Below are 24,331 nucleotides of genomic sequence, written 5' to 3'. Positions count from 1 at the left end.
GGTCTGTAACTTACGTTATAGGAGTGGCATCTAAAAGTTCGTGCTTTCGTCGCCGACCGAAAGGGGGGTCACCACCCGCCGAACGCGGCGCGTTCGTACGCCTCCAGAGCCCGTGTCGTGACCTGATCCCAATCGAATCGCAGCGCTCGGTCGACGGGGTCGGCGGGCGGTCGCTCACCACCCAGTGCGTCGTCGAGGGCGTCCGCGACCGAGTCGACCGTCGGCGAGACGAGGAATCCACCGTCGCCGATCACGTCGGTCGCGGCCGAATCCGGGTGCTCGGCCGCGATGACGGTACAGTCGGCCGCCATCGCCTCGACGAACGTGATACCGAACCCTTCCCGCGTCGATGGAGAGACGAACACGTCCGCTGCCAGCATCTGTCCGAGGACATCGTCGTAGTCGTCGAGAAAGCCGAGAAAGTCGATTCGGTCCGAGCAGTCCAGCGACCGGGCGTGAGTCCGGAGTGCGTCAGACTCCGGCCCGTCTCCAACAATACCGAGCGTCGCGTCGTGATCCGGTCCGACCGCGTCGAACGCGTCGAGCAACACGTCCACGTTCTTGTGCTCGATCAACCGACCGGCAAACAGAACGTCGTACCCGTCGTCCGGCACTGGAGCGGATCTAATCCGATCGACGTCGATCCCGTTGGGGACGATCTCGATTTCCTCGCGAGGTGGGCCGAGCTCCGCGAGTCGCGACGCGGTCACTTCCGAGATCGCGATCGGATGCTGTGGCGTACGGGCAGTCGCGAACTCGACGCCCCGGCCGAACGGAGCCAGGCGTCCGAGGTACTCGGACCAGTACGACCGCCAGACTTCGTGCCAGGTCGTCACCAGCGGTACCCCCTTCCCCAGGCCGGCGAGTTTCGACGAGAGCACGGGAAAGTACGGGAACACCGACGCGACGACGAGGTCGTGTTCGCGCTCGGAGAGTGCCGGCTGCAGTTCCGGGAGGAGACGGACGGAGAAATCGATCGCTTCCGTGATCGAACGGCGTTCACCTTCGTAGAGGTCCGCGCTCGGCGCGACCGCCCGGAGTGTCATGCCCTCGTACTCCATCGTCGCCGGTCCGTCCCAGAAGTGGCGGCCGTACACCGTTATCTCGTGGCCATCGGTGGCGAGCCGACGGCCAATCTCGTAGATTCGCTTTTCTGCCCCACCCTTGACGAAGGGATAGACGACATTCGAGACGAACGCGACGTTCACACGAGAGATTGTTGTGTCGATAGTATTGGCTATTTCGACAACTCTATCGGGACGAGCGACTCGCCCATCGACGTCTCGGCTACACCAGAATAGCTGATCGACCGACTCGATCAGTTGGGCGCGACGCCACCGTAACCGTATTCGCCGTATCCTTGGACGCCGTACTCGTCCGTACTCAATTCCGTCGTGGTCGTAACCGTCGTCGTTCCGTCGGTCGTCGTGGTCGCAGTATCCGTGGTCGTCGTAGTTGGCGTGGTCGTGGTCGATCCACCGCCCGAATTTCCACCGCCTCCGGAGTTACCGCCGCCACCACCGCCGCCGCCACCACCGCCGCCACCGACAAACCCACCGCTGCTTTCCGTCTCGGTCTCGGTGGGTTCGGTCGTCGTCGCGGGAGTGTCGGTCGTGGAGGACGTTTCCGTCTGCTCGGTCGTGGTGGTCTGTGAGGTCGTCGTGGTGCGACGTGTCGCAGCCGTGGTCTCCTCGTCGGTCCTCGTCCTCGGCGTCGCCGTCGGTGTCGGACCAGTCGGCGCACTCCGTGACGTCCGCGTCTGTCTGACGGTCGTCTGCGTCGTTTCCACGGGAGTTCCACCGTAGCCGTACTGGACGTCACCGCCGGAGTCGTCACCGCTGAGTAGGAATCCGCTAGCCCCAAGACCAGCCACAGCCGTCAGCGCGCCGGCCTTGAGTGCCGTTCGCCGATCGACCGTGGTCTCGGAGGTGGCCGCCGACTCGTCACTGTCCGTCTGGGACCCGTCCACGTTTGCGGACTGCTCGTCTTCCCCCGACGGTTGTTCACCGCTCATGGGTCAGTCGCCCCCGTGGTAACATCACGGTGCAGTCCCGTCTTCCTCGCGGTTTGATTGTAGACCGGCAATTCCAATATCATTATCCTAAATTGTAGAAGGTACACTCAAAAGCGTATGGAGTAGATTATCATTCGATAATATTGGAACGGAGAATGATAACAATCACAGTATATTTCGTCTGCGGGCGAGAGTCGCGAGTGACTGATGTGGTCGCTTCCAGTTCACGGCCCCCTATCCTACGACCGGTACTACACGTCTCGAAACCGGGCGAAGGATATTATCGACGTCGACCGTACTGGCGTGAATGACAGATTCGACGGGACTCACCGTCGGCGAGCGCGTTTCGGATTTTTCGGGCCAGTTGGTCGATCCAGACGGGACCGAGCGGACGACGACACTGTCGGACCTGCTCGGGGACAAGCCGGTCCTGGTCAACTTCTACACGGCCGATTTCAGTCCGGACTGCATCGACGAGTGGTGTGAGTTCCGCGATTTCGACTGGTTCGCCACTGGCGATCAGGTACAGGTCGTCGGCGTCAGCAAATCCGGGGCCGCCCTCCACAAGCGATTCATCGACTATCTCGACCTCGGGTTCCCGCTCTTTGCCGACCCGGACCTCGACATCGCCGAGGCCTTCGGCGTCCGCTACCGGGCGTTCAAGCTCACCAGTCGCGCCCGCCGGTCCTGCTTTCTCGTCGATACCGACCGTCGGATCCGGTACAAGTGGCTCTCGAACCACTGGCTCGACCCGACCCGTGACACCCCGCCGGTCGGGGAGATCCACGACGCGATCGTCGAGGAGTTACAGGACGAACCCCAGAGCTTCGGGATGAGCTAGGTCGGATCCTCGCGGTCACGCGTCCACGAGTCGGCGGCGTACTTCTTCTCTGCACGGTCGCGCGCACTCGCGAGTTCGGCCTCGGTCCACTCGCCGTCGTCGGCGTCGGCCCACGCCGCGAGCGCATCCGTCAGCGATTCCACGGCCTCGGTTCGGGAACGGTCGGTGTAGTCCTCGATGGCCCCGACTCGCTCCTCGAATTCGTCGACGGGCACGTCGTGGCCCGAAAAGACCGCGAGGTGCCGATCCGCTCGTCCGGCGTAGGTCAGCGACCCGTGCTGGATGACGCTGTCTCGCCGTCGGTACTGGGCGTTGCCGCTGAGTTTGCGCCCGTCGGTCGCCGACACCACGTCGTGAGCCGGGTGGAGTTTTCGGAGGTAACACGCCGGCTGGTAGACGGCGGGTCGTTTTTCGTCGGCGAACGTCACCGGTACACCCACGTCCGCGAACGCGTCCATGATCGGCGTACAGAGGAGCTCGTAACAATCCATCAGATCCCCCGGGAGTTCCGCGGCCGGCGCGACGATCGAGTAGGAGACGTCGCCGTGGGTGTCGTGGTAGATCCCCCCGCCGCCGGTCGGCCGACGGGTGACGGTGATCCCCTCGCGATCGCAGTAGTCCCAGTCCACAGTATCGGCGTCCTGGTTGTACCCCAGCGAGAGCGTGCTGGGTTTCCACTGGTAGACTCTGAGCGTGCGCGGGCCGCCCCGAGCGGCGGTCTCGGCCGCGATCTCGTCGAGAGCCATGTTCATCGGCCCGTCTCGGGCCTCCTCGCGGATCAACCGCCACTCCCGGTCGGCGAGGTCGGTCATAGCCGCCCTTGGCCCCGGGGCTGGAAAGCGGTTGTGCCCCGCTGCAGGTCAGTCGTCGCCGATGGTGTCGGAGCGGACGACTCCGTCACGAGTTACGGGCGAGGACTGGTCCGGAAGCGACAGTCGGACCGCACACTGCTTGAAGTTTGGTTCGTTGGAGTCGGGGTCGACCGCCGGGAGCGTCAGTTCGTTCACGACGGGGTTGTGGATGTCCAGCCAGATAGCGCCGGTCGGGATGCTGTCGTCGGGCGTGAGCGTGACGGTGACCGACCCCCGGCGGGATTCGACGACGGTCTGTCCCCGGTCCACCACGTCGATGTACTGGCCGGCCGTCTCCGGATGGATGCGGGCGTTCGGCACCGTGTCGTCGTCGTTCCGGACCCCCGTGTTGTACGCCCCGGCGCGCCGGCCAGTGATCAGGAGCAACGGATAGGTGGGATCGGTCGGTTCGGGGACGCCGCGGTAGCTGGCCGGCAGGAAGTGTGCGAGCCCGGAGTCGGTCGGGAACGACCACGACCCGTCGTCGTGGTACCGGTACCCGCCCTCGGTCGTCTCGTCGGGTGCGGGCCAGCGAACCGCGCGCTCGGCTTCGAGGCGGTCGTACGTGACACCCGAGACGTCGGCCGGCGTCCCGGCCGTCAGGTCGCGGATCTCGTCGAAGACTCCCTCCGGGTCCAGCGGCGGGTCGTCGAACAGCCCCGGGACGAGGCGGTTCCCGATCGCCGCGATGATGTCGAGATCCTGCCGGACGGTGTCGACGACGTCGCTCACGGCGGTGACTCGTGAGATGCGACGTTCCATGTTCATCACCGTCCCCTCGGTCTCCCCCCAGGTCGCCGCCGGGAGGACGACGTCCGCACACTCGACGGTTTCCGACCGGAACGCGTCCTGCACGACGAGGAAGACGTCGTCGAGCGCCCGCTCGACGTTGGTGGCGTTGGGCATTCCGGCGACGGGGTTGGTCGCGACCGTCCAGCAGACGTCGACGTGGCCCCTGTTGATCTCGTCGACGATACCGACGGGCCCTTTGCCGGTCGAGGACGGGAGCGTGTCGACCGGAACGCCCCACGCCTCGGCGACGCGTTCGCGGTTGTCCGCGTCGGTAAAGTCCCGGTGCCCGGGCCAGGTCCCCTTCGACGAGCAGACGCGGGTCCCCATCGAGTTCGCCTGGCCGGTCAGCGAGAAGGGGCCGGTACCGGGTCCCACGTTCCCCGTGGTCAGACAGAGATTGAGCAGCATCTGTGCGGCGTCGGTCCCGTGGGTGCTCTGGTTGATACCCATGCCCCAGTACAGGAGCGTCCGCGCGTCGAAGGCCGCCGCCAGTTCCTCGACGGTCGCGCGCGCGACGCCGGCGGTCTCCGCGGCCGTGTCGACGTCCGGCAGCGATTCGACCAACCGATCGAAGCCCTCGGTGTACTCGTCGACGAACTCGCGGTCGACGGCACCGTCCTCGATCACCTGTGCCAGCACCGCACGGGCGAGCACGAGGTCGGTGCCCGGCTCGGGCTGGACGTGGCGGTCGGCGTCGGCGGAGGTCTCGCTCTCGACGGGATCGATCACCACGAGCCGACTGCCCGCGTCCGCCGCGCTGTCGAGGATCCAGCGGTACAGCACGGGGTGTGCGACCGCCGGGTTCGCACCCCAGACGACGTGTGTCTCGGCCTCGGGGATATCGTCGTAGGTACACGGCGGTGCGTCGCTCCCGAACGCCCGGTAGTACGCCGTCACCGCCGACGCCATGCACAGCGTCGTGTTGGCGTCGAAGTACTGGGTCCCGATAGCGCCGCGAGCGACTTTCCCGAGGGCGTAGGCGGCCTCGTTGGTCTGTTGGCCACTGCCGAGGACGGCGACGCTGTCGGGGTCGTCGGCCGTCGCTTTGAGCAGTTCGGCCGAAACCGTCCCCAGCGCGATGTCCCACGTCGTGGGCACGAGCTCGTCGCCCCGCCGAACGAGCGGCTCCGTCAGCCACTCCCCCCGCGGGTCCTTCGTCTCCCGGATCCCGCGTTCACAGGAGAGGCCCTCGGCCGTCGGATGTCGGTGATCACCCTGCACGTCACCGACACCGTACCCCGTGTCCGTACCCCGCTGGAGCTGTCCACAGCCGACGGCACACCGCATGCACGTCGTGGGCTTCCATCGAGTCATCGTCGTTCCGCACCCCGGCTGAGTGGCGACCGGCGTTGCCCCCCGGTCTCGACGGGTTCGTGGACGCACGACCCCGGAACGGCGGAACAGGCGACGGTTGGGAGTGGATTTTCGTACATAATTTCAGCCCGCGTTAGAATATAGTCGCATTATCTCCGCACTAAGTCTTTTGATTGGCGAAAATAAGAGAGTGCCGTGAACGAACATTTATTCTTGTTTCGAGCACCGCGGGCACCGGGTCGGTTTCGACGCACTGCCGGGTCGAGCCCCGTCCTCACCGGGACGTGGCGGTGTGTCCCGGCTCCGGATTGACGAACGGACGGCAGTCGAGACGACTTTTCGAGATTGAAAAAAATCGACGCCGAGACCGGGCGAGAGACGGCCACATTGTCCAGTCGTGGACCAGACGAATCAAAATTGCTGATTTCTAAATGGTTACGACTATAACCATCTGTTCTTAATGGAATTCCGTAGCAATGTGGCCATACATGGCACAAAATAGATTCAAAGTCCACGAAACGCAATCCGTTTTGTCGGGCGGGCGTGGTTCGTCGCTGTTCGTGGAGGGGATAGTATGGGACTGATCAAGATGACGAAGTACCGGACGCTACTGCTCGCGACCATCGGATTCAACTTTTCCTTTCTCATCTGGTTTTCATTCGCGCCGTTCACGGGTGGGATGGCCGAAGAGTTCGGGCTCACGACGGCCGAAATCGGCATCCTCGCCAGTTCGGCGATCTGGATGGCACCGTTCGGTCGCATCCTGACCGGTTGGCTCTCGGACAAGTTCGGCGCGCCGGCCATCTTCGCCATCGTCCTAGCGTACGTCGGCGTGTTCTCGATAGCCTCCGCGTTCGCGCAGGACTACTCGGTCTTCTTCGTGACCCGGCTCATCGTCGCGACGGCCGGGATCACGTTCGTCATCGGCATCCAGCACGTCGCCGAGTGGTTCGAGGAGGAGAACCTCGGACTGGCCGAAGGCATCTACGCTGGGGTCGGCAACGCCGGGGCAGCCGGCGGTGCGCTGATCCTCCCGCGCGTGTTCGGTGAAGGGTGGAGCGGACCGCTGTTCTCGACGAACTGGCGAGCGGCCTTCTTCTACACCGGTATCGTCTCGATCTTCCTCGCGATCGCCTACTACGCGCTCGGCGAGGCCGCAAAGAGCGACGAGAAACGCGAGGCGACCAAACAGAACGCCAGCCTGAAAGGGTGGATCTACACGGCCACCCGCTACGGGACGGTCGTGCTCGCGGCCGCCTACATCATGTCCTTCGGCCTCGAGCTCTCGATGAACGGCTGGCTCGCGACGTACTACCGCGAGGCGTTCAACCAGAACAACCTCGTGATCGCGAGCACCTTCGCCGCCACGTTCTCGATCGCGGCGGGACTGCTCCGTCCGTTCGGTGGCTACATCAGCGACGTGCTGGCACGGAAAGAGAAGAACATCCTGCCCTTCTTCGAGGGCCAGTACCGGGGCCAGTGGACGTTCCTCGGGCTCTGTTTCATCGTCGTGATGATGTTCGTGATGACGCTGGCTGGCCTCTCCGGCGTCCTGCTGAACGCGGTCGTCGTCGGCTTCCTCGTCGGGGCGGGGTGTGCCTGGGCCGAGGGCGCCATCTTCGCGCAGGTGCCCGCGATGTTCCCGAACAGTTCCGGGGCGGTCGCGGGCGTCGTCGGCGGCGTCGGGACCGTCGGCGGTATCGTCTACCCGCTGTTCTACTCCGCGCCGTGGCTGGCGAACCTCCATCTGGGGTACTCCGTCGCCGCGCTCACCATGATCCCGATCGTGGTGCTGTCCGCGTGGGTGTTCAGACCCGAGATCGCGACGGTCGCGAACACGGCCGGGTTCACGGGAATCAGCGAGAGCGAGAGCACCGCCACGGCCGACGACTGACGCGTACGGACGCGCCGAGCGCCGAGTCTCACTCTTTCTCGCGTCGTCGACAACACCCGTCGCCGTTCCCTCTGTCGGTATAGCCGTCCATCCACGGGGAGACTGTGGCGTGTCTGACCGACCGCGCGACACGGTGGACGAATGTCGGCCAGGCCGGCCCGCCGCTGGAAGATACCGAATCCGGCCTCGAACGAACCGGGCTCGAACGCCCGACTGGCTGTTTGTCATCGCAATCCGGATAGAGTGGCCATTCGTTAACGAATAGGCTTATTGAATTCGTAGTATGAGAATATATCGAGAAATGCGTGACGATCTGACCAACTTTGGCCCGATAACTAAACAAAGTGGAACCACGGTGAGGGCGACCGATGGGTAACAGAAAAGAGGAAATCAAAGACGAGCTGTACGGCGACGAGGTACGCGAGAAGCTCCTCGAGTTCGCGGAGCGGGGGTGGGACTCGATTCCCGAGGACGAACGCGAGGAGTGGTTCTCGCGGTTCAAGTTCTGGGGTGTGTTCCACCAGCGTGACGGACAGGAGTCGTACTTCATGATGCGCCTGACCAACTGCGGAGGCGTCCTAGAGCCGGGACAGCTGCGAGCCATCGGTGAGGTGGCCCGCGACTACGCCGAGGGGCCGGTCGCCAATCCGGAATTCGGCAACGGGTGGGTCGACTTCACGACTCGCCAGTCCGTCCAGCTTCACTGGATCAAACTCGAAGACGTGCCCGAGATCTGGGACAAGCTGGAGTCGGTCGGCGTCTCCTCCCGGTCGGCCGGCGGCGACACGATGCGCAACATCTCCGGCTGTCCGGTCGCCGGGAAGGGCGAGGAAGTCGTCGAGTCCCGCCCGATTCTCGACGAGATTCAAGAAACCATCCGGGACGACGACGACCTCTGTAACATGCCCCGGAAGTTCAACATCTCCGTCTCGGGCTGTCGGCAGGGGTGTGCACAGGACGCCATCAACGACATCGGACTCGAACCCGCCCGCAAGATTATCGACGGCGAACCGACCACGGGGTTCAACGTCCGGGTCGGCGGCGGACTGGGCGGCCGGGAGCCACGCCGGGCGCGCCCGCTCGACCTGTTCGTCCGGCCCGCACACGCCGTCGAGACGGTCCGGGCGTTCGTCGAGTTCTACCACCAGGCGGGTGACCGGACGAACCGCTCGAAGAACCGCGGCCGCTTTTTCGTCGACGACCTCGGCACCGACGAGATCCGCGAGGAACTGGCCGACCGACTGGACTTCGAGTTCGAGACCGCCGGGACGGACTTCCGCGGCGAGTACACCTACAACGCCGGGAAGAGCACCGAACTCGGCGCACACGACCACGTGGGCGTCTACGACCAGGCCGACGGTCGAAACTACGTCGGGCTCTCGGTGCCGGTCGGTCGGCTCCCGGCCGCGGCCACCATCGAACTGGCCGACCTCGCCGACGAGTACGGCTCCGGGGAAGTCCGGCTGACGCGCCGGCAGAACCCGCTCGTCATGGACGTGCCCGACGACGCCTTGGAGAGCCTGCTCGACGAGCCGTTCCTCGACACGTACTCGCCGAAGCCGAACCCGTTCACTCAGGGTGCGATGGCCTGTACGGGAACGGAGTTCTGCTCGCTCGCGCTCACGGAGACGAAAGCCCGGATGGCCCGCATGTTGCGGTGGCTCGGGGACAACGTCGACGTCCCCGACGACGTGGACCGCATCAAGATGCACTTCTCCGGCTGTACGGCCGACTGTGGACAGGCCATGACCGCCGACATCGGCCTCCAGGGGATGCGTGCCCGGAAGGACGGCGAAATGGTCGAGGCGATGGACGTGGGCGTCGGCGGTGGGATCGGCGAGGAACCCAGCTTCATCGACTGGGTGCGCCAGCGCGTCCCGGCCGACGAGGTTCCCGGCATGATCGCCAACCTGGTCGAGGCCTACGCGACGCTGCGCTCCGAGGGACAGACCTTCAGCGAGTGGGTCGACGCCACCGGTCACGAGACCATCGTCGACCTCGCCGAACCCGAAGAGGTCGAGGGGTACGAGGACCCGTGCCTGGGCGACGCCAAGCAGTCGTGGTACCCCTTCGACGAGGGCGAGAGCCCCGCGCCGACCGACGAGAACGGACGACCGATCTCGGCGGACGACTGAACCCCCACTCGCGGCGGAGCAGCGGCCTGGCTGACTGTTTTCTCGACTGCAGGGATCGTCGCCCGACCGCAGGACCGTATCGTGACCCCGGCTGTGGCGATTCCACGGGCGGGTACCGGCACAGCGGAGCCCTCTCGAATGCCCCTGTGACTCGCGAGGGGCACAGCCGGAATTCGATATAGCGGAATGGAATTTACGGCCGCCAGCGGGCGGACGCGTCGGGCTTTTACCGACCGGCCCGCTACGGACGGCTAATGGTCGAAAACGTCGCGCCGCTGATGCGGGAGCTCGAACCCGAGGATTTCCACCTGCTCTCGGGAATCGAGCAGGGGATGCGGTTCTCGGAGTGGGTGGCACGGGGAAAGTTGCCCGAGTTCTCGCGACTCTCGCCGGAGAACGTCGACTACCGGCTCGACCGGTGTGAGGATCGGGGGTTGATCGAGCGAAAGACGATCCAGTACCAGGGGTTCAAGCTCACCTTCGAGGGCTACGACGCCCTCGCCTTGCACACCTTCATCGAACGCGACAGCGTCGAGGAGTTCGGCGCGCCGCTGGGCGTTGGCAAGGAAAGCGACGTGTACGAGGTCCGCTCCTACAAGCCCCTGGCCCTGAAGTACCACCGCGAGGGGTACACGAACTTCCGGGAAGTGATGAAAGAGCGCGACTACACGTCGGACCGCGACCACGTCTCCTGGCAGTACACCGCCCGCAAAGCGGCCGAACGGGAGTACGACGCCCTCGAAACCCTCTATCCCGACGTGAGCGTCCCGCGCCCGATCGATCAGAACCGCCACGCCATCGTGATGGAGAAGATCGACGCCACCGAACTCTCCCGGACGCGACTCGAACCCGAACAGGTCGTGCCGATCCTGGACCTGATCCTCGCGGAGCTCGCGACAGCGTACGACGAGGGCTACGTCCACGCCGACATGAGCGAGTACAACGTCTTCGTCGGGAGCGAGGGCGTGACCGTCTTCGATTGGCCCCAGGCGGTCCCGACCGACCACGAGAACAGCCGCGAACTCCTCGCCCGCGACGTGGAGAACATCGTCGGCTACGTCCGCCGGAAGTACCCGAAACACGTCGACGACGTGGTCACCGACGCCGTCACGGCCGCCGTCGCCGAGAGCCGCTTCGAAACCGTCGACGAGCACCGCGAGTGATCGCCGATATCGGCGCGTTTCTCCCAGTAGGCGACCCGTAACGCCCTGTATCGACGGAGACACCACCTCGGCAGCGGCTGCCGTGCAACCACGCGATAAATCGTATGTCGCTATACAAAATTCGGGCGTGGGCGGCGAGAAATGTTACGGGAGATCTACAAGCTCGGCGACGGACCCGACGGTTTTCAGGCGAGACGTGGAAGGCGGGGCATGACCGAGACAGCACACGGGACACACCACGAGGGCGAACACCGGAGCCGCTGGCCGTTCGTGGCGGCGGTCGGTGCGGGCGCGCTGTACGCCGGGCTCGGACTCACGGTGCTGGCGACGGCCGCGGGCGTCGTCCCGACCGCGGTCGCGGCCGCCGTCGCACTCCTCGGGACGGTCGGGCTCTGTGTCGGACTGACCGGCTGGGTCGTCGAGGGCTTTTTCGGTGCACCAGTCAGCGGCCGCCGCCAGCGGCTCTACCGGCTGGCGACGATCTGCTTTCTCGGGACGGACGTGGCGACGTTCGGCGCGGGCTTCGTTTACTATCTGTTCGTCCGGGCTGGTGCGTGGCCGCCGACCGAACTGCCGGCCCTGCTCGGCTCGCTCGTCCTCGTGAACACCGCCGTCCTGCTGGCCAGCAGCGTCACGCTCCACTACGCACACCACGCGCTGAACGGCGGGTACCAGCGTCGGTTCCGCGCGTTGCTCGGCGTCACGGTCGCGCTGGGCGTCGTCTTCCTGGCCGGGCAGGTCTACGAGTACTACGAACTGCTCGTCGTGGAAGGGTTCGGCCTGCAGAGTGGCGTGTTCGGGAGCGCGTTCTACGGCCTGACCGGGCTCCACGGCTTCCACGTCTTCCTCGGCGTGGTGACGCTGGCGGTCGTGTTCGGCCGCGCACTCGGGGGCGCGTGCGGGCCCGAGCGGGACACGTCGGTGACGACCGCCTCGCTGTACTGGCACTTCGTCGACGCCGTCTGGATTCTGCTGGTGACCGTACTGTACGTCGGTGCGGTCGTGACGCTGTGACTACCTCTCGGAATCCCCGCGCTGACGGCGCTCGAAGGCGAGATACCGGCGGTAGAGCGGCGGCGTGACGACGCCGACGACCCCCAGCAGACCGGCGGCCAGCCCCAGCGGCAGGAGGAGCGGACTCACCTGCGTGCAGTCGTTCTCGGTCGCCAGCGTCACGTAGTGGGCCTGCCCGTCGGCGACGACGAGGACGCCCCGTCGGAACGCCGCCAGGTGGGGTGTGTCGCCCTCGACCGGAATCTCCCCGCCGGGGTCCTCGATCCCGGCCCTGACCGCGCGGCGTTCGGCCGGCGAGAGGTCCTCCATCCGAAGCCGGTCGAGGTCGGGACCGCCGGCCGGCGCGTACCCCTCGCGCAGGCGTTCGGTATCCCCCGCGCTCGCCACCGTGATCTTCGGCTCGCCACAGAGACCGGCCGCGGGCTGGACCAGCGCGTAACCACCCATGACACCGCCGACGATGCCGACCGCGAGCAGGACCGAGCCCACGAAGGGGACGCCGTAGGTCAGGAGCCACTCGCGGGCCACGCTCACTCACCCACCGTCCGGCGGTACTCGGCGTAGCGGATCGTCCCCGCCAGCCCGAGCCCGTAGAGCCAGTGGGCGACCAGCGCGAAGACGAGGTAGCCGACGAGTTCGAGCCCCGTCTGCCCGGTGTAGAACGCCACCGTGAACCCCGTCGACATGATCGTCGCGTAGGAGAGCCCGGTCACGACGAGCAGGCGGCCGGGGAGGAACTCCGCGATGGCCCGGAAGAGGATCGCCCAAGTCGTGACCCCACCGAGGATGAACAGCAGGTAGCCGGCGCGGGCGTCCTCGCCCAGGCCGACGAGGCCGCCGAGTTCGGCGAACGCCGACACGTCGAACACGCCGATGAACGACCCGGTGAACAGGACACCGGACATCGCGAGCGTCCCGATGAGTCCCCCGAGCGCCCCGTAGAGCGTGTCCCCGACCACGGATCTGACCAACCGCTCGGGGTCCGTGAGGACGTGGGGACTCCCCTGTTCGGGATCGGTCGTGTAGGACGCTCTGACTGTCTCGGGTTCGGTCGGTTCCACGTCGTATTTGCGTTCGAGTCGGTCCTCCAGCCACTGCCACTCGGGGGTGAACTGGTCGCTCTCTTTGAGGTCCCACACGTCGGCGTCCGCGATCCGGTCGCCGTTCCAGTACGACCAGATCATGTTGTAGAGCCACAGGATCGCCGAGAGACCGATCAGGTAGCCGCCGACCGTCGCGACCTGCTGGAGCGGGGCGAACTCCGCGGGGTAGTTGGCGTACCGGCGCGGGAGCGCCTGGAACCCCAGCGCCAGCAGGATACCGAAGGTGACGACGCTCCCGACGATCAGCAGGCCGACCTGGAACCGCGCGAGCCGCCGGTCGTACCACCGGCCGGTGATGAGCGGGTACCAGTAGTACGAAGCCGCGATCATCATCATCGGAATGATCCCGACGGTGATGAGGTGGAAGTGACCCACGACGTAGTAGGTGCCGTGGTAGAACACGTCGACGGGGACGGCCGCCAGGAAGACTCCGGTGACGCCGCCGATCACGAAGGTTCCGATGGAGCCGATACAGAGCAGGCCCGGCGCGGCGAGTCGAATGCGGCCGTCCCAGATCGTCGTGATCCAGTTGAACACCTTGATCGCCGAGGGGACCGCGATGGCGACCGAGACGGCCATGAACGAGGCGCTCAGTCTGGGGTTCATGCTCGTCACGAACATGTGGTGGGCCCAGACGCCGAAGCTCAGGACGCCGATGGCCAGCGTCGAGTAGACGATGAAGCGAAAGCCGAACAGCTTCCGCCCGACGAACTTGGGCAGGATCTGACTCATGAGTCCCGTCGCTGGGAGAAAGAGGATGTAGACCTCCGGGTGGCCGAAGAACCAGAACAGGTGTTGCCAGAGGATCGGTCCGCCGCCAGTGATCGCGTAGAATGTCGTTCCGAGGTTGCGGTCGGCCAGCAGCATGAGCAGGGCGCTGCCCAGCAGGGGGAAGGCGAAGAGGACGATCCCGCTGGTCGTGAGCATGCTCCAGGAGAAGATGTCGAGAGTGGCCCAGGAGTTGCCCTCGCCGCGCTCGTGGAAGATGGTGACGATGAAGTTGATCGCGCCCAGCGTCGTGGCGATGCCCGAGAGGTGCAGGCCCAGCAGGAGCAGGTCGATCTGCGGGCTGGCGGTCGTGGTCGACAGCGGCGGGTAGAGCGTCCAGCCGATCCCGGGTTCCTCGAGCGCGGCGAAGAAGTCGACCAGCGGCCCCGACGTGAGCGCGCCCAGAACCTGGGCGGCGACCTGTGAGGGGAGGCCGGCCCGCGCGATGAGGAGCGCGGGCGGTAACAGCCAGAAGCCGATGGCGTTGATCCGGGGAAAGGCCATGTCGTCGGCCCCGATCAGCAGCGGGACGAAGTAGTTCCCGATGCCGAAGAAGACGGGCGTGACGAAGAAAAACAGCATCGTGACGCCGTGGGTCGTGAAGAGGGCGTTGTAGGTGGCTTCCGACCACACGTCGGCCGCGGGCGTGAGCAGTTCCGTCCGCAACATCATGGCGTCGACGCCGCCCCACAGCGCGGCCACCGTGCCGAACGCGATGTAGAGCAGGCCGACGTCCTTGTGATCGGTCGTGGTCGTCCAGCGGACCAGTCCCTCGCGGAGAACGCTCGGGTGGAACAGCGGGCGCTCCCGGTAGCCGCCGTCGGCGCGCGGGCTACCGCACCGGCGAGCGTAGGCGACGAAGCCGACGACGAGGACGGCGAGTGCACACAGCGCACCGAACTCCACGACGGCCCGGTTCATCGGTGGCGGGGAGAGGTGGGGACTGGGCGGGCTGGCATTGGCGACCCGTCCACGGACACGGGCAAAAAGCTACAGACCCGTCGTCGGGCTGACCTCTGCCGATTTCGAGAGGTCGAGGGACGCTTTTGTGACTCGACGTGGAGGGTGGAGACGATGGAGTCCCGACCCGGCCGAGCGGCCGCGGGCACGCTCCTCGCACTCGCCGGCCTCGCTGTGGTGTGTTCGACGCCCGCGGCCGCGCAGTCGGTCAACCGGAACCTGATCCGGGAGCTCAACACCCAGTTGCTGTACGTGGCGCTCCCGCTCGCGGTGTTCGTCGAGGTCATCCTGATCTACGCCGTGCTCCGCTTTCGGGACAACCCCGACCCCCGGCCGACCATCGACTCGCCGAACCTGGAGATCACCTGGACGCTCGCGACCGCCATCATCCTGCTGTTCGTCGGCGTCTCCGCGTACGTGGTCCTCACGACACCGTACTTCTCGCCCGGAGCCGTCAGCGATCCGGCAAACGAGAGCGCGGCCGACGGCGAGCGCGCGACGGTTCGCGGCCTGAGCTACCAGTACGACTGGCAGTTCCGGTACCCTGGAGCGAACGTGACGACCCGGAGCCTGCTCGTGCTCCCGGCCGAGCGACCGGTGTCGATCAGGCTCTCGTCGGCCGACGTGCTCCACTCGCTTTTCGTCCCGCAGTTGGGCATCAAGAAGGACGCCTTCCCCGGCAAGTACACGAGGGTCCGGACCCGCGTGACCGAACGGGGGACCTACCGGGGGTACTGCGCCGAACTGTGCGGGTCGGGCCACTCGACGATGCGGACCGAGGTGGTCGTCGTCTCGCCGTCGGCCTACGAGGACTGGCTGGGGCGCCACCGCGGCGAGGCGAACGTGACCGACGCGCCGACGCCGCAGGCCTGACCGACTCAGGACTCGCCAACGTCGGCCTCGTCGTCGTAGGCTTCGGGTTCCTTGCCCCCCTTGATCCCGTGGCCGTACTTGAGGAGGGCGACGAACACCGAGCCGCCGAGGGCGTTCCCGACGGTACTCCAGAGCAGGAAGCCACCGAAGTCGGCGAGCGTCGCCCCCTGCCCGGCGAAGACGGCGAAGAGGACCTCCACGGTGCCGGCGATGGAGTGGGGCAGATACCCCATGCCGATGGTCAGCGCCACGAGCCAGACGAAGACGATCTGACTCATCGTGTTGTGGCCGGCGGCGACCAGCCAGGTCAGCAGCCCCATGAGCCAGCCCGCGAGGACGCCGCCCGCGAGCGTCACCGACGGACGGGCGACGAGGTTCTCGGCCAGCGCACCGAAAGCGGACGGCTCGACGGCCCCGAGGTCGGGACCGACGAGGACGACGAAGCCGGCGAACAGCGTCGCACCGACGATGTTCGCGACGTAGACGATCCCCCAGAGCCGGGTCAGTTCCGCGAGGGACGCCTCGCCGTGGAGGACGGGGATCACCGCCAGCGTCGTGTGTTCGGTGAACAGTTCGGAGCGGCCGAGGACGACGATGATGAACCCGACGGCGTAGGCGTTGGCGGTCAGAATGTGGATCGTCGCCGCCGAGAACGTCCCCTCGGCGGTGCTGATCAGCGCGACCATCAGGAACGGGCCGAAGCCGATGTCGAGGCCGGCCGACAGTCCCGAGAGCGCCAGCCCGACCGACGACCGGTTGAGTTCGCTCAGTCCCTCCTGAATCTCGATACGGAGAATCTCCCGGTAGGAGGTCGGCGACGGATCGGTGCGGTCGGTAGCCATTCGCCGGACGTTGGCCCAGCGCGGGCAAGAACGGACTGCCGGCACGTGCAACCCCGTCGACGGAGTTCGAAGTGTTTAACCCCGGCAGTGGGGAAGAACGGGGTAACTCGCTGGACGACGGGCACCAGCGGGCACCTGCCGCGTCGCGCGGGGACACGGTTCCCGCCGATCCACAGGACGGGATGTGATTCCCCAGAGGGGAATTGAACCACTCGACGCCCGTGGTGATAGCCCATGACACGGAGCTTCTACTCCCACATCCGAGAGGCGTGGGAAGACCCCGACGACGGACAGCTCGCAGACCTACAGTGGCAGCGCCAGCAGGAGTGGCGCGACCAGGGCGCACTCGAACGCATCGAGCGCCCGACCCGACTGGACAAGGCTCGCTCGCTCGGCTACAAGGCCAAGCAGGGCGTGGTCGTCGTGCGCGCCAGCATCCGCAAAGGCGGCGCACGCAAGCAGCGCTTCACCGCCGGCCGGCGCTCGAAGCGCCAGGGTGTGACCCGGATCACCCGCCGAAAGAACCTCCAGCGCGTCGCCGAGGAGCGTGCCACCCGCAAGTACCGCAACCTGCGCGTGCTCAACTCCTACTCCGTCGGCCAGGACGGCCGGCAGAAGTGGTTCGAAGTGATCCTGCTCGACCCGCACCACCCCGCCATCGAGAACGACGACGACCTCAACTGGATCTGTGACGACTCCCAGCGCGGCCGGGCCTACCGCGGCCTGACCAACGCCGGGCAGTCCAACCGTGGGCTCGACAAGAAGGGCAAGGGCACCGAACACAACCGCCCGAGCAACAACGGCGGCCGCGGACGCGCTAAGTAGGCCCCCACTTTTTAACGCCCACTTTTTCCGTCAGGGAGTCGCCGCTGGCGACCCCCTGCGCAAAAACTTGGGGAAAAACTGCCGCGAGCGCGCGTGGCGCGCTCGCGGCTGCTGCGCTCGTTTCTTTCCGCACGGCATCCGCCACAGCCGCCGCCCCGCACGGCAACTCCAACCGCTCCGGCACAGCGACCGCACAGCACCGCTGGCCGCCTGTTTTGGCCGGTCGTAGCCCTCAGGCCGCCTCGCTCGCCGCCTCGACGACCTCGGGGACGTGGTCCCACTGGTCGTAGTTGTTCCAGGCGTACCGGACCTCGTCCTCGTTGAGGACGTAGAGTTCGGGGTCGTCGAGGGTGCCGTCGAGCCCGAGGGGCTGGTACCACCGCCGTTGTTCGAAGGTCAGGGTGATCGCGCGGCCGACGAACTCCATCCGGCGCATGGTGTCGTAGTCGAAGCTGTCGAAGTCGTCTTCCAGCGACCGGCCGAACGAGCGGGACGTGACGGTCTCGATGCCGGCCGGCGGCGCTTCGCCCATGTCCATGTCGTTCCCGGCGGTGTCGACGAGGTTCGTCATCGACGAACAGACGGCCCCGGAGATGGCCTTCTGGTTCCAGTCGCCACGGCTGGCTTCGTCGTCCTCCTGGATGTACCTGCGGTCGGCCAGCCGCTGGGCTTTCCGGAACTCCGGGCCGGTCACGAAGTCGGTCGCCCCCCGCCGGGCGTAGAGGCTCTCGTCGGGCGGGCGCAACGACGACTCGAAAAAGTCGGGGGTGCTACACACGTCGCCGAGACAGCCAAGCGTCGGCTCCAGGTACCTGACCGTCCACGACCCGTCGTCGGTCTCGTAGGCCATCGCGGCGGCGAGATGTCTGAACTCGCCGAGCGTGGGCGGTTCGGCCGCGGCGACGGTCCAGGTCTCGATCCGGTCGCGGCGGTCGAACAGCAGGTCCGCGAAGTGATCGACCAGCGGAACGGTGATCAGCGCCGCGTCGTAACTGCTGGCAACCCCGGAGTGATCGTTCAGACCGTTCCCGATGCCCCAGGCGATGGCGTGGGGCCATGGCTCGGTCTTCGGGTCGTCCGACGCCAGCGTGCGCTCGACGTAGGGGCGCAACTTCGTCACGCTGGTCCGGTTCTCGTCCATCAACTGCCGGGTGTACTCCATATCGTTACGCTTCATGCGGTCCCACTCGGTCTCGGACCGGCTGTTGGTGACCGTATCGAACGACCGGCCGGTCGTCCCCGAGCGAGCCACCTGCCCGAGCGTGTCGGCCTGGTCGTGGAAGTCCACGCGATAGCCGCGTGGCTCGGCCGCCTTGCGGTTCTGTACGCGACGGCCGATCGGCTCGTCGCCGTCACCGCCGAGTCCGAAACAGCCGGCGAGTCCACCCAGACCTGCAACTGTGAGCGAGCGCAGGACGCTGCGCCGATCCATCGGGGACAGGTGTCACGGAGTCGGCTTAACAGTTGACACACCATCGAAATCCGCGAATCCGGCCGGGCCGGCGGCGAGTCTACGGCGGACGATCCAGCCAGTACCTTCAGGTGTGACGGGAACCGAACCTGTCGGTAATGGTACCACCGGCAGACGACAGGTCGGTCAGCCGACGCACAGTGCTGGGCGGCATCGTCGGACTGGGCGCAGGTGCGGTCGCTACGGGCGGGGCATCAGCCCGGTCAGCGTCCCAGACTCCCGGACTGACGGTCCTGACAAGGAACGTCTACCTCGGCGTCGACCTCTTCGCCCTGTTCGACGCGCGCTCGCTCGACGACGTCCGGCGGATCGCCGGTGAGCTCCTTGGCGAGGTCGATCCCGCCCTCGTCACGACGCGGGCCGAGGCCATCGCGGCCGAGATCGAAGCCAGCGGTGCGGACGCCGTGGCGCTCCAGGAGGCCGCCACGCTCAGGGTCCAGCGCCCGAGCGACTTCGGGACGGACTCGCCGGAGCAGGCCGAAACTGTCGTCGTCGACCTGCTTGCGGCGGTCCAGTCGGCGCTGGCAGAGCGGGGGCTGGACTACGAGGTGGCCGCGTCGGCGGTGACGACTGACGTGGAACTCCCCGCGGAGACCGACGACGGCGAGGTCGACGTGCGCCTCACCGACCGGGACGCCGTGCTGGTCCGGAGCGACCGCGACGCCACGGCGACCGCGACGACGACGTACGAGGCGGCCTTCGGCGTCCCGATCCCGATTCCGGGCCTCGGGAGCCTCTCGGTCCAGCGCGGGTTCTGTGCCGCGGACGTGACGGTGGGCGGCGAGACGGTCACCGTCGTCTCGACGCACCTGTCGTCGGTCTCGAAGTCGCTGCGTCGCCAGCAGGCCACGGAGTTGCTCGCGCAGTTGCCGACCGACCGGCCGGTGATCGTCGGCGGCGACTTCAACAGCGGCCCCGGCGCGGAGACCGCGGCCTACGAGCGGTTGACGGCGGAACTGACAGACGCGTACGCGGCACGGAACCCCGAGCGGGACGGGTTCACCTGCTGTCAGAACGCGAGTCTCCAGAATGCCGATTCACGGCTTGACAGTCGCGTCGACTGCCTCCTCGTCCGTGGCGACGTGTCCACGACGGGCGCGGGTCGCGTCGGCCACCGGCCAGCGGATCGAGTCGCCTACCGGACGGGCGGAGAGGCGGTGCAGGTCTGGCCCTCGGACCACGCCGGCGTCGTCGGGACGTTCGCGCTCACGGCCTCGGAGTCGGTCGGGACCACGACGGCGGTCGAGACGGTGACGCGAGCAGAGACCCCGGCGTCGACGACCGACGCGGCACCGAGTACGACGGCGGGAACGGGGCCGGGACTGGGGGTCCTCGCGGCGCTGGCGGGAGTCGCCGGCGGTATCGCCGGTCGACTGTGGCGGGAGTGACGCGGGGGCGGGAGCGGTGCCACGGCGAGCGAAACGGCGACCACGTTTTTACGAGGTGGGCGGCTACGGGTAGCCCATGGAGAGTGGCAGTCGATCGGTCGTAGTGGTCGGTGCCGTGGCCGTCCTCCTCGTGCTGGCAGGGTGTAGCGGGTCGCCAGGCGACGGGACGCCGAGCACGACGGAGTACCACGAACCGGCGAGCGAGTCCCTGTTGTCGGCGGAGCAGTTCACCAACTGGGAAGCAAACGGCACGCGCGCGCCGGGTGCCGCACCCGCAGGGATGGAGTCGGGACGCGTGTTGGAACTGCAAAACGGGAGTGCGAACCTCCAGATCGCGCTGCTGGTGTTCGAGTCGCCCGCAGACGCCCGAGCGTTCCTGGCCGCCCAGCGCGAGACATACGAGGGAGACGGGATCAACACGACGAACGCCAGCGTCGGGGACCGGGCGTTCGCGACCACGTCGCTGACCGAGACGGCCGTCGACGCCCAGCAGTCGAACGTCTACGTGCAGGTGACCGGGGCGGTTCCGCTGAACGCATCACAGCAGTACGCGCGGGCGCAGTTGCGGGCGGTCACCGACCGGTAGTCCACACCCCTTGCTCGCGGTCCATGAGCGTCACGACGGCGACGTGTGGCAGGGTCAGCACGGCGATGAGGACCAGATAGAGCCCGATCCACCCGAGAAGATCGGCGGGCGGGTTCGGGACCAGCAGGGAGAACCCGGCGAGCAGGACGATCGAGGCCAGCGTCAGCGGCGTGGCTTCCCGAGCGAAGCGAGCCAGTGCGGGGCGGAGCCGGTGGTCGTCGAGCGCGGCCCGGGAGTTCGGTTCGAGCGGGAGCAGGCGGGCGATGTGGCGGTAGGCGTGCCAGACGCAGAAGTAGACGCCGACGGCGAGCACGGGGGGAACGACGGCGAAGAAGGTGATCAAAAGCAGCGTCTCGGCCGCGTCGACGGCCCAGGTCGAGCGCCCGACGGTGGACCCGAGATAGCCCATCGTCAGATACCCGAACACGACCAGGCCGTAGACGGCGCCGAGCACCAGTCGCGTCTCGAACTGGAAGGCCCACTCCAGTTGCGCCGTCGAAGCGAGTGCGAACAGCGAGACGAGGGCGTCCGCGACCCGGCGATACCAGCCCGGGAAGAAGACGAGCGGGACGAGCATCGGCAACCCGCCGCGGACGACGACCGCGAGCGCGCGCCGGAGGCGAGTGTCGAGGTAGTCCACGTCGGCGACGGCCAGCAGTGCGTAGAGGTCGCCCTGCCCCCAGTGGGCCCAGGTCAGCAGGATGAAGAAGACGAACGCGGCCGCGGGGAGGAAAAACCAGACGGCGGCGTAGGCGACCCCGAGGACGCCGTAGAGGGCGAACACGCCGGCGATGGCGCGGAGCGTAGGGTCGTCGCCCCGGACGCGGGGGAGCGCGAGATGGTCGATCGCGCCGTGGGGCAACCCGAGGACGAGGACGCTGGCGACCAGCGGGACGTACTGGACGACCGGCGGGACGGTGACGCCGAAGAGAAAGGGCACGACGAGGGCGGCAGTGACGACCCACGACGGCCAGAGGACGCCCCGGGTCAGCGTGTCCCGAATCGAGCCGTCGAGGTCGAGGCCGGGTACGGTTCGGATCATGAGCCGGTCGGTGTTCGGCGGTTCCAGACCGTCCGGACCTGTTCCCAGCGGTCGGTCACCCACCAGAACAGCAGCAGGCCCTGGACGAGGAAGACGTTCGTCAGCGCGAAGAAGAGCAGTTCCTCGATGGGGAGCCCGAAGACGGCGAGCCCGGTCATGAACGCCTCGTCGAAGGTCCAGATGCCGAGTTCGATGGCGATGCGGTCGATGGCCGCGAGGTAGGCGGTGGGGATACCGATGCCGAGTGCGAGCGTGCGGCGACGTTCCCAGAGGACGGGCCAGCCGAAGGCCCACTGGACGGTCAGAACCGGGCTGGCCCACAGCAGCAGGGTTCCGAGGTAGTAGGTCGATTCGGCGAAGAAGAACAGGCCCAGCGCGGCGACGAGGCCGCCGCCGAGCAGGCCCAGCGCGCGCTGTGGGACGGAGATCCCGAACTCGTGGTCACTGCGGGTCCGGAGGCGCGCGAGCCAGAGACTCGTCAGCACGGGCTGGAGGACGAAAAAGAGGTACTCCTCGATGGGCGCGTGCCAGATCCGGAAGCGGACGGTCCCCTCGCCGTAAGCCCAGACGCCGGTGGCGATGAGGTGGTTGTCCCACGGCGTCGTGTAGACGACGGCGACTACCGAGAGCAGTGCCACGCCGAACGGGCCGGCGTAGGGCCGCTCGACGGGTCCGGCGAGGACGAGCAAGGCGGCGATCGGTGGCAGGACGAACAGGAGGTGAAACTCCAGATAGGTGAGCGCGACGAGGGCGACCCCGTCACTCATCGGGGCGGGCCTCCCCGGGAGCGCGAATGTCGGATTCGATCATAGTAGTGGTATCCAGGGCGGGGTGGTTAGTGGTTGGTGTGGTATCGGCGGGTTCCGGGTATCAAAAAACCGCACGTGGTCGGTGGTTAGTCGGCGGCAGTCGCTTCGGGTGCGTCAGTGGTGGCCTGGTCGAGGACGCTCCGGCTGCGGAGCAGCAGGAAGCCGAATCCGACCTTGGCCAGCACGTCGAGCACCATGAACGCGGCCGTCTCGGTGTAGAGCGGGACGAGGCCGAGGCCTTCGGTCCCGACGATCCACACGATCGGGTAGGCGAGCCACAGCAGGATCACCACGTTCCTGAGCGTGCTGAACAGGTTACCCACGTCGCCAGGCCGCTCGGCCGCCTGCGCGGTCAGCCGGCTGACGAGGACGTACAGCAGGACCAGGAAGAAGCCACAGCTGATGCCCCACCAGGCGATGCGCATCGCGACGCTCGCGGTGGTCAGCGCGGCAACCAGGCCCGTGATGATCATTCCGACGTCCAGCCCGACGAGCGTCGAAATGGTGTTGCGGTCTGCCCCGGCGAGCAGCGCCAGGTCGAGCAGCAGCAACGGCGTGGTGAACAGCCAGTCCGCGTACCGGGCCCAGTAGATGTCCAGAACCTCACCGGCGACCGTCACCTCCGTGAGCCCGAATCCCATGGCCATCGAGAAGTACGACGTGGCCGCGATGGCCGGGATGAATATCGTGATGATATAGTATTCCTGCTTCTGTGCGTCTTTCTCGTTCCAGCCCATACCGATGAAGGCCAGCGTACCCAACGCCATCAGTGCGGTGCCAATCCACAGCCAAATGCTCTCCGGACCAGGTTGTGGCATGATGCATAGTATAATTAGGTTTAGATAGTTAAAACATCCTTGCCCAACCAGTTGGGCTCGTCGCGTAGAGACGCTGATAAGCCAAAACCTGCCATAGCTTCGAAGGGGATCAGCAAGAATCGATCGACAGCCGGGCGGTCAACGGTGCGCTGCGTCCGTGTCGATCGGGACGCGACCGGCCGACGACGGGGTACCAACGGGCGACCGAGGCTAGATTCCCGCCAGCGTCCGTGCGTGGTTCGTCGTCGCCGGGTACGGGCGTATTTTTCCGCTCGTGCGCGACTGTAACACAGGCACAGACGCGGGGTGGCGTTACGTACTCCCCCGTCGACGTTCCGGACGCGATGGCGACCGAAACAGACACGATCACGGAGCGTGGAACGGGTGTGGCAGACTGGCAGGCCGGCGTCGCGGGTGGCATCGTCGGTGCGGCGGTGATGGCGGCGCTGGTCGTCGCGATGAACCCGCCGACGATCACGGCTGCGATCCCGGCACTGTACGGACTCTCGGGCGGCGTGGCGGGCATCGCCGTCCACGTCGCACACGGCGCAGTGCTGGGCGTCGTGTTCGCGGCGATCCTGCGGTTCGCACCGATCCCGGAGGACTCGGCGACCGCCGTCGTCGGGACGGGCCTGGCCTGGGGCGTCCTGACGTGGGTTCTGCTCGCGGCGCTGGTGATGCCGGTGTGGCTGGGCGCGGTCGGGTTCCCGAAGGCACCGCCGTTGCCGAACTTCGCGGTGCCGAGTCTCGTCTGGCACGTCGTGTACGGCGGCGTCCTCGGCGTCGTCTACGCGGCGTTGCGCTGACGCCCGCCGACACGGCTACGGC

21 protein-coding genes are annotated in these 24,331 nt (G+C 66.8%); 10 read left to right on the top strand and 11 right to left on the bottom strand.

Annotated elements, in window-relative coordinates:
* Window positions 1-68: 68 nt before the first annotated feature.
* A complete protein-coding gene (locus tag EAF64_RS17375; protein WP_129070250.1) occupies window positions 69-1,208 on the bottom strand; it encodes a glycosyltransferase family 4 protein in 1,140 nt (379 codons plus the stop codon).
* A 110-nt stretch (window positions 1,209-1,318) separates the two neighbouring features.
* The gene (locus EAF64_RS21150; protein ID WP_193767742.1) at window positions 1,319-2,014 is read right to left on the bottom strand and encodes a hypothetical protein; all 696 of its coding nucleotides are present in this window, start codon (window positions 2,012-2,014) and stop codon (window positions 1,319-1,321) included.
* A gap of 307 nt (window positions 2,015-2,321) precedes the next feature.
* On the opposite strand from EAF64_RS21150, the gene EAF64_RS17365 reads away from it, so the two are divergent.
* A complete protein-coding gene (locus EAF64_RS17365; RefSeq protein ID WP_129070249.1) occupies window positions 2,322-2,855 on the top strand; it encodes a peroxiredoxin family protein in 534 nt (177 codons plus the stop codon).
* Here EAF64_RS17365 and EAF64_RS17360 read toward each other — a convergent pair.
* Both EAF64_RS17360 and nasA read right to left on the bottom strand, forming a co-directional pair.
* Window positions 2,852-3,667, bottom strand: a complete 816-nt coding sequence (locus EAF64_RS17360; protein WP_129070248.1) for a lipoate--protein ligase family protein — start codon at window positions 3,665-3,667, stop codon at window positions 2,852-2,854. The two genes, EAF64_RS17365 and EAF64_RS17360, sit on opposite strands and share 4 nt — an antisense overlap.
* A gap of 48 nt (window positions 3,668-3,715) precedes the next feature.
* Window positions 3,716-5,812 carry an assimilatory nitrate reductase NasA gene (gene nasA, locus EAF64_RS17355; protein WP_129070247.1) on the bottom strand — a complete coding sequence of 699 codons (2,097 nt, stop codon included), beginning with the start codon at window positions 5,810-5,812 and terminating at the stop codon, window positions 3,716-3,718.
* Between the two features lie 574 nt (window positions 5,813-6,386).
* Here nasA and EAF64_RS17350 point away from each other — a divergent pair.
* From EAF64_RS17350 to EAF64_RS17335, 4 genes are all read left to right on the top strand, one after another.
* On the top strand, window positions 6,387-7,706 hold the full coding sequence (locus EAF64_RS17350; RefSeq protein WP_129070246.1) for an MFS transporter: 1,320 nt from the start codon (window positions 6,387-6,389) through the stop codon (window positions 7,704-7,706).
* 368 nt (window positions 7,707-8,074) lie between these two features.
* Window positions 8,075-9,841, top strand: a complete 1,767-nt coding sequence (locus EAF64_RS17345; RefSeq protein WP_129070245.1) for a nitrite/sulfite reductase — start codon at window positions 8,075-8,077, stop codon at window positions 9,839-9,841.
* Window positions 9,842-10,095: 254 nt separating this feature from the next.
* Window positions 10,096-11,004: a serine/threonine-protein kinase RIO2 gene (locus EAF64_RS17340; protein ID WP_129070244.1), complete on the top strand. Its 909-nt coding sequence runs from the start codon at window positions 10,096-10,098 to the stop codon at window positions 11,002-11,004.
* Window positions 11,005-11,214: 210 nt separating this feature from the next.
* Window positions 11,215-12,018 carry a cytochrome c oxidase subunit 3 gene (locus EAF64_RS17335; protein ID WP_129070243.1) on the top strand — a complete coding sequence of 268 codons (804 nt, stop codon included), beginning with the start codon at window positions 11,215-11,217 and terminating at the stop codon, window positions 12,016-12,018.
* On the opposite strand, the gene EAF64_RS17330 is transcribed toward EAF64_RS17335, so the two are convergent.
* Both EAF64_RS17330 and EAF64_RS17325 read right to left on the bottom strand, forming a co-directional pair.
* A complete protein-coding gene (locus tag EAF64_RS17330) occupies window positions 12,019-12,552 on the bottom strand; it encodes a hypothetical protein (protein WP_129070242.1) in 534 nt (177 codons plus the stop codon).
* Window positions 12,549-14,810, bottom strand: coding sequence for a DUF6789 family protein (locus EAF64_RS17325; protein WP_129070241.1), 2,262 nt, complete (start codon window positions 14,808-14,810; stop codon window positions 12,549-12,551). The genes EAF64_RS17330 and EAF64_RS17325 overlap by 4 nt, the downstream gene beginning before the upstream one ends.
* 153 nt (window positions 14,811-14,963) lie before the next feature.
* Here EAF64_RS17325 and coxB point away from each other — a divergent pair, with 153 nt between their 5' ends.
* The gene (coxB, locus tag EAF64_RS17320) at window positions 14,964-15,722 is read left to right on the top strand and encodes a cytochrome c oxidase subunit II (RefSeq protein WP_129070240.1); all 759 of its coding nucleotides are present in this window, start codon (window positions 14,964-14,966) and stop codon (window positions 15,720-15,722) included.
* Window positions 15,723-15,727: 5 nt separating this feature from the next.
* Here the strand turns inward: coxB and EAF64_RS17315 are convergent, their stop codons facing one another.
* A complete protein-coding gene (locus EAF64_RS17315) occupies window positions 15,728-16,564 on the bottom strand; it encodes a formate/nitrite transporter family protein (RefSeq protein ID WP_129070239.1) in 837 nt (278 codons plus the stop codon).
* Between the two features lie 234 nt (window positions 16,565-16,798).
* On the opposite strand from EAF64_RS17315, the gene EAF64_RS17310 reads away from it, so the two are divergent.
* Entirely contained in the window at window positions 16,799-17,389 is a 591-nt protein-coding gene (locus tag EAF64_RS17310) for a 50S ribosomal protein L15e (RefSeq protein ID WP_129070238.1), read from the top strand.
* A gap of 232 nt (window positions 17,390-17,621) precedes the next feature.
* Here the strand turns inward: EAF64_RS17310 and EAF64_RS17305 are convergent, their stop codons facing one another.
* A complete protein-coding gene (locus EAF64_RS17305) occupies window positions 17,622-18,821 on the bottom strand; it encodes a hypothetical protein (protein WP_129070237.1) in 1,200 nt (399 codons plus the stop codon).
* Between the two features lie 137 nt (window positions 18,822-18,958).
* Between EAF64_RS17305 and EAF64_RS17300 the strand changes: the two genes are divergently transcribed.
* Complete coding sequence (locus EAF64_RS17300; protein WP_129070236.1) at window positions 18,959-20,248, top strand: endonuclease/exonuclease/phosphatase family protein; 1,290 nt, start codon at window positions 18,959-18,961, stop codon at window positions 20,246-20,248.
* 76 nt (window positions 20,249-20,324) lie between these two features.
* Complete coding sequence (locus tag EAF64_RS17295) at window positions 20,325-20,834, top strand: hypothetical protein (RefSeq protein WP_129070235.1); 510 nt, start codon at window positions 20,325-20,327, stop codon at window positions 20,832-20,834.
* On the opposite strand, the gene EAF64_RS17290 is transcribed toward EAF64_RS17295, so the two are convergent.
* The 3 genes from EAF64_RS17290 to EAF64_RS17280 all read right to left on the bottom strand — a co-directional run bounded on the left by EAF64_RS17290 (window position 20,821) and on the right by EAF64_RS17280 (window position 23,503).
* Entirely contained in the window at window positions 20,821-21,939 is a 1,119-nt protein-coding gene (locus EAF64_RS17290) for a Brp/Blh family beta-carotene 15,15'-dioxygenase (protein WP_227739037.1), read from the bottom strand. The genes EAF64_RS17295 and EAF64_RS17290 overlap by 14 nt on opposite strands.
* Window positions 21,873-22,643: a lycopene cyclase domain-containing protein gene (locus EAF64_RS17285; protein ID WP_129070233.1), complete on the bottom strand. Its 771-nt coding sequence runs from the start codon at window positions 22,641-22,643 to the stop codon at window positions 21,873-21,875. Before EAF64_RS17285 ends, EAF64_RS17290 begins: the two co-directional genes overlap by 67 nt.
* A 128-nt stretch (window positions 22,644-22,771) precedes the next feature.
* The gene (locus EAF64_RS17280; RefSeq protein ID WP_129070232.1) at window positions 22,772-23,503 is read right to left on the bottom strand and encodes a bacteriorhodopsin; all 732 of its coding nucleotides are present in this window, start codon (window positions 23,501-23,503) and stop codon (window positions 22,772-22,774) included.
* 344 nt (window positions 23,504-23,847) lie between these two features.
* On the opposite strand from EAF64_RS17280, the gene EAF64_RS17275 reads away from it, so the two are divergent.
* The gene (locus tag EAF64_RS17275) at window positions 23,848-24,309 is read left to right on the top strand and encodes a DUF6789 family protein (RefSeq protein WP_129070231.1); all 462 of its coding nucleotides are present in this window, start codon (window positions 23,848-23,850) and stop codon (window positions 24,307-24,309) included.
* Window positions 24,310-24,331: the final 22 nt, after the last annotated feature.

Origin of the sequence: Halorientalis pallida, assembly GCF_004118325.1 — an archaeon.
Lineage (GTDB): Archaea > Halobacteriota > Halobacteria > Halobacteriales > Haloarculaceae > Halorientalis > Halorientalis pallida.
This window is presented reverse-complemented; position numbering and strand designations above follow the sequence as displayed.

Bases quoted from the DNA above. Each gene is read 5' to 3' on its own strand.
- EAF64_RS17300 (WP_129070236.1), top strand. From the start codon at position 18,959: ATGGTACCACCGGCAGACGACAGGTCGGTCAGCCGACGCACAGTGCTG.
- EAF64_RS17350 (WP_129070246.1), top strand. From the start codon at position 6,387: ATGGGACTGATCAAGATGACGAAGTACCGGACGCTACTGCTCGCGACC.
- EAF64_RS17360 (WP_129070248.1), bottom strand. From the start codon at position 3,667: ATGACCGACCTCGCCGACCGGGAGTGGCGGTTGATCCGCGAGGAGGCC.
- EAF64_RS17345 (WP_129070245.1), top strand. From the start codon at position 8,075: ATGGGTAACAGAAAAGAGGAAATCAAAGACGAGCTGTACGGCGACGAG.
- EAF64_RS17315 (WP_129070239.1), bottom strand. From the start codon at position 16,564: ATGGCTACCGACCGCACCGATCCGTCGCCGACCTCCTACCGGGAGATT.
- EAF64_RS17310 (WP_129070238.1), top strand. From the start codon at position 16,799: ATGACACGGAGCTTCTACTCCCACATCCGAGAGGCGTGGGAAGACCCC.
- EAF64_RS17285 (WP_129070233.1), bottom strand. From the start codon at position 22,643: ATGAGTGACGGGGTCGCCCTCGTCGCGCTCACCTATCTGGAGTTTCAC.
- coxB (WP_129070240.1), top strand. From the start codon at position 14,964: ATGGAGTCCCGACCCGGCCGAGCGGCCGCGGGCACGCTCCTCGCACTC.
- EAF64_RS17325 (WP_129070241.1), bottom strand. From the start codon at position 14,810: ATGAACCGGGCCGTCGTGGAGTTCGGTGCGCTGTGTGCACTCGCCGTC.
- EAF64_RS17340 (WP_129070244.1), top strand. From the start codon at position 10,096: ATGGTCGAAAACGTCGCGCCGCTGATGCGGGAGCTCGAACCCGAGGAT.
- EAF64_RS17335 (WP_129070243.1), top strand. From the start codon at position 11,215: ATGACCGAGACAGCACACGGGACACACCACGAGGGCGAACACCGGAGC.
- nasA (WP_129070247.1), bottom strand. From the start codon at position 5,812: ATGACTCGATGGAAGCCCACGACGTGCATGCGGTGTGCCGTCGGCTGT.
- EAF64_RS21150 (WP_193767742.1), bottom strand. From the start codon at position 2,014: ATGAGCGGTGAACAACCGTCGGGGGAAGACGAGCAGTCCGCAAACGTG.
- EAF64_RS17295 (WP_129070235.1), top strand. From the start codon at position 20,325: ATGGAGAGTGGCAGTCGATCGGTCGTAGTGGTCGGTGCCGTGGCCGTC.
- EAF64_RS17305 (WP_129070237.1), bottom strand. From the start codon at position 18,821: ATGGATCGGCGCAGCGTCCTGCGCTCGCTCACAGTTGCAGGTCTGGGT.
- EAF64_RS17275 (WP_129070231.1), top strand. From the start codon at position 23,848: ATGGCGACCGAAACAGACACGATCACGGAGCGTGGAACGGGTGTGGCA.
- EAF64_RS17365 (WP_129070249.1), top strand. From the start codon at position 2,322: ATGACAGATTCGACGGGACTCACCGTCGGCGAGCGCGTTTCGGATTTT.
- EAF64_RS17280 (WP_129070232.1), bottom strand. From the start codon at position 23,503: ATGCCACAACCTGGTCCGGAGAGCATTTGGCTGTGGATTGGCACCGCA.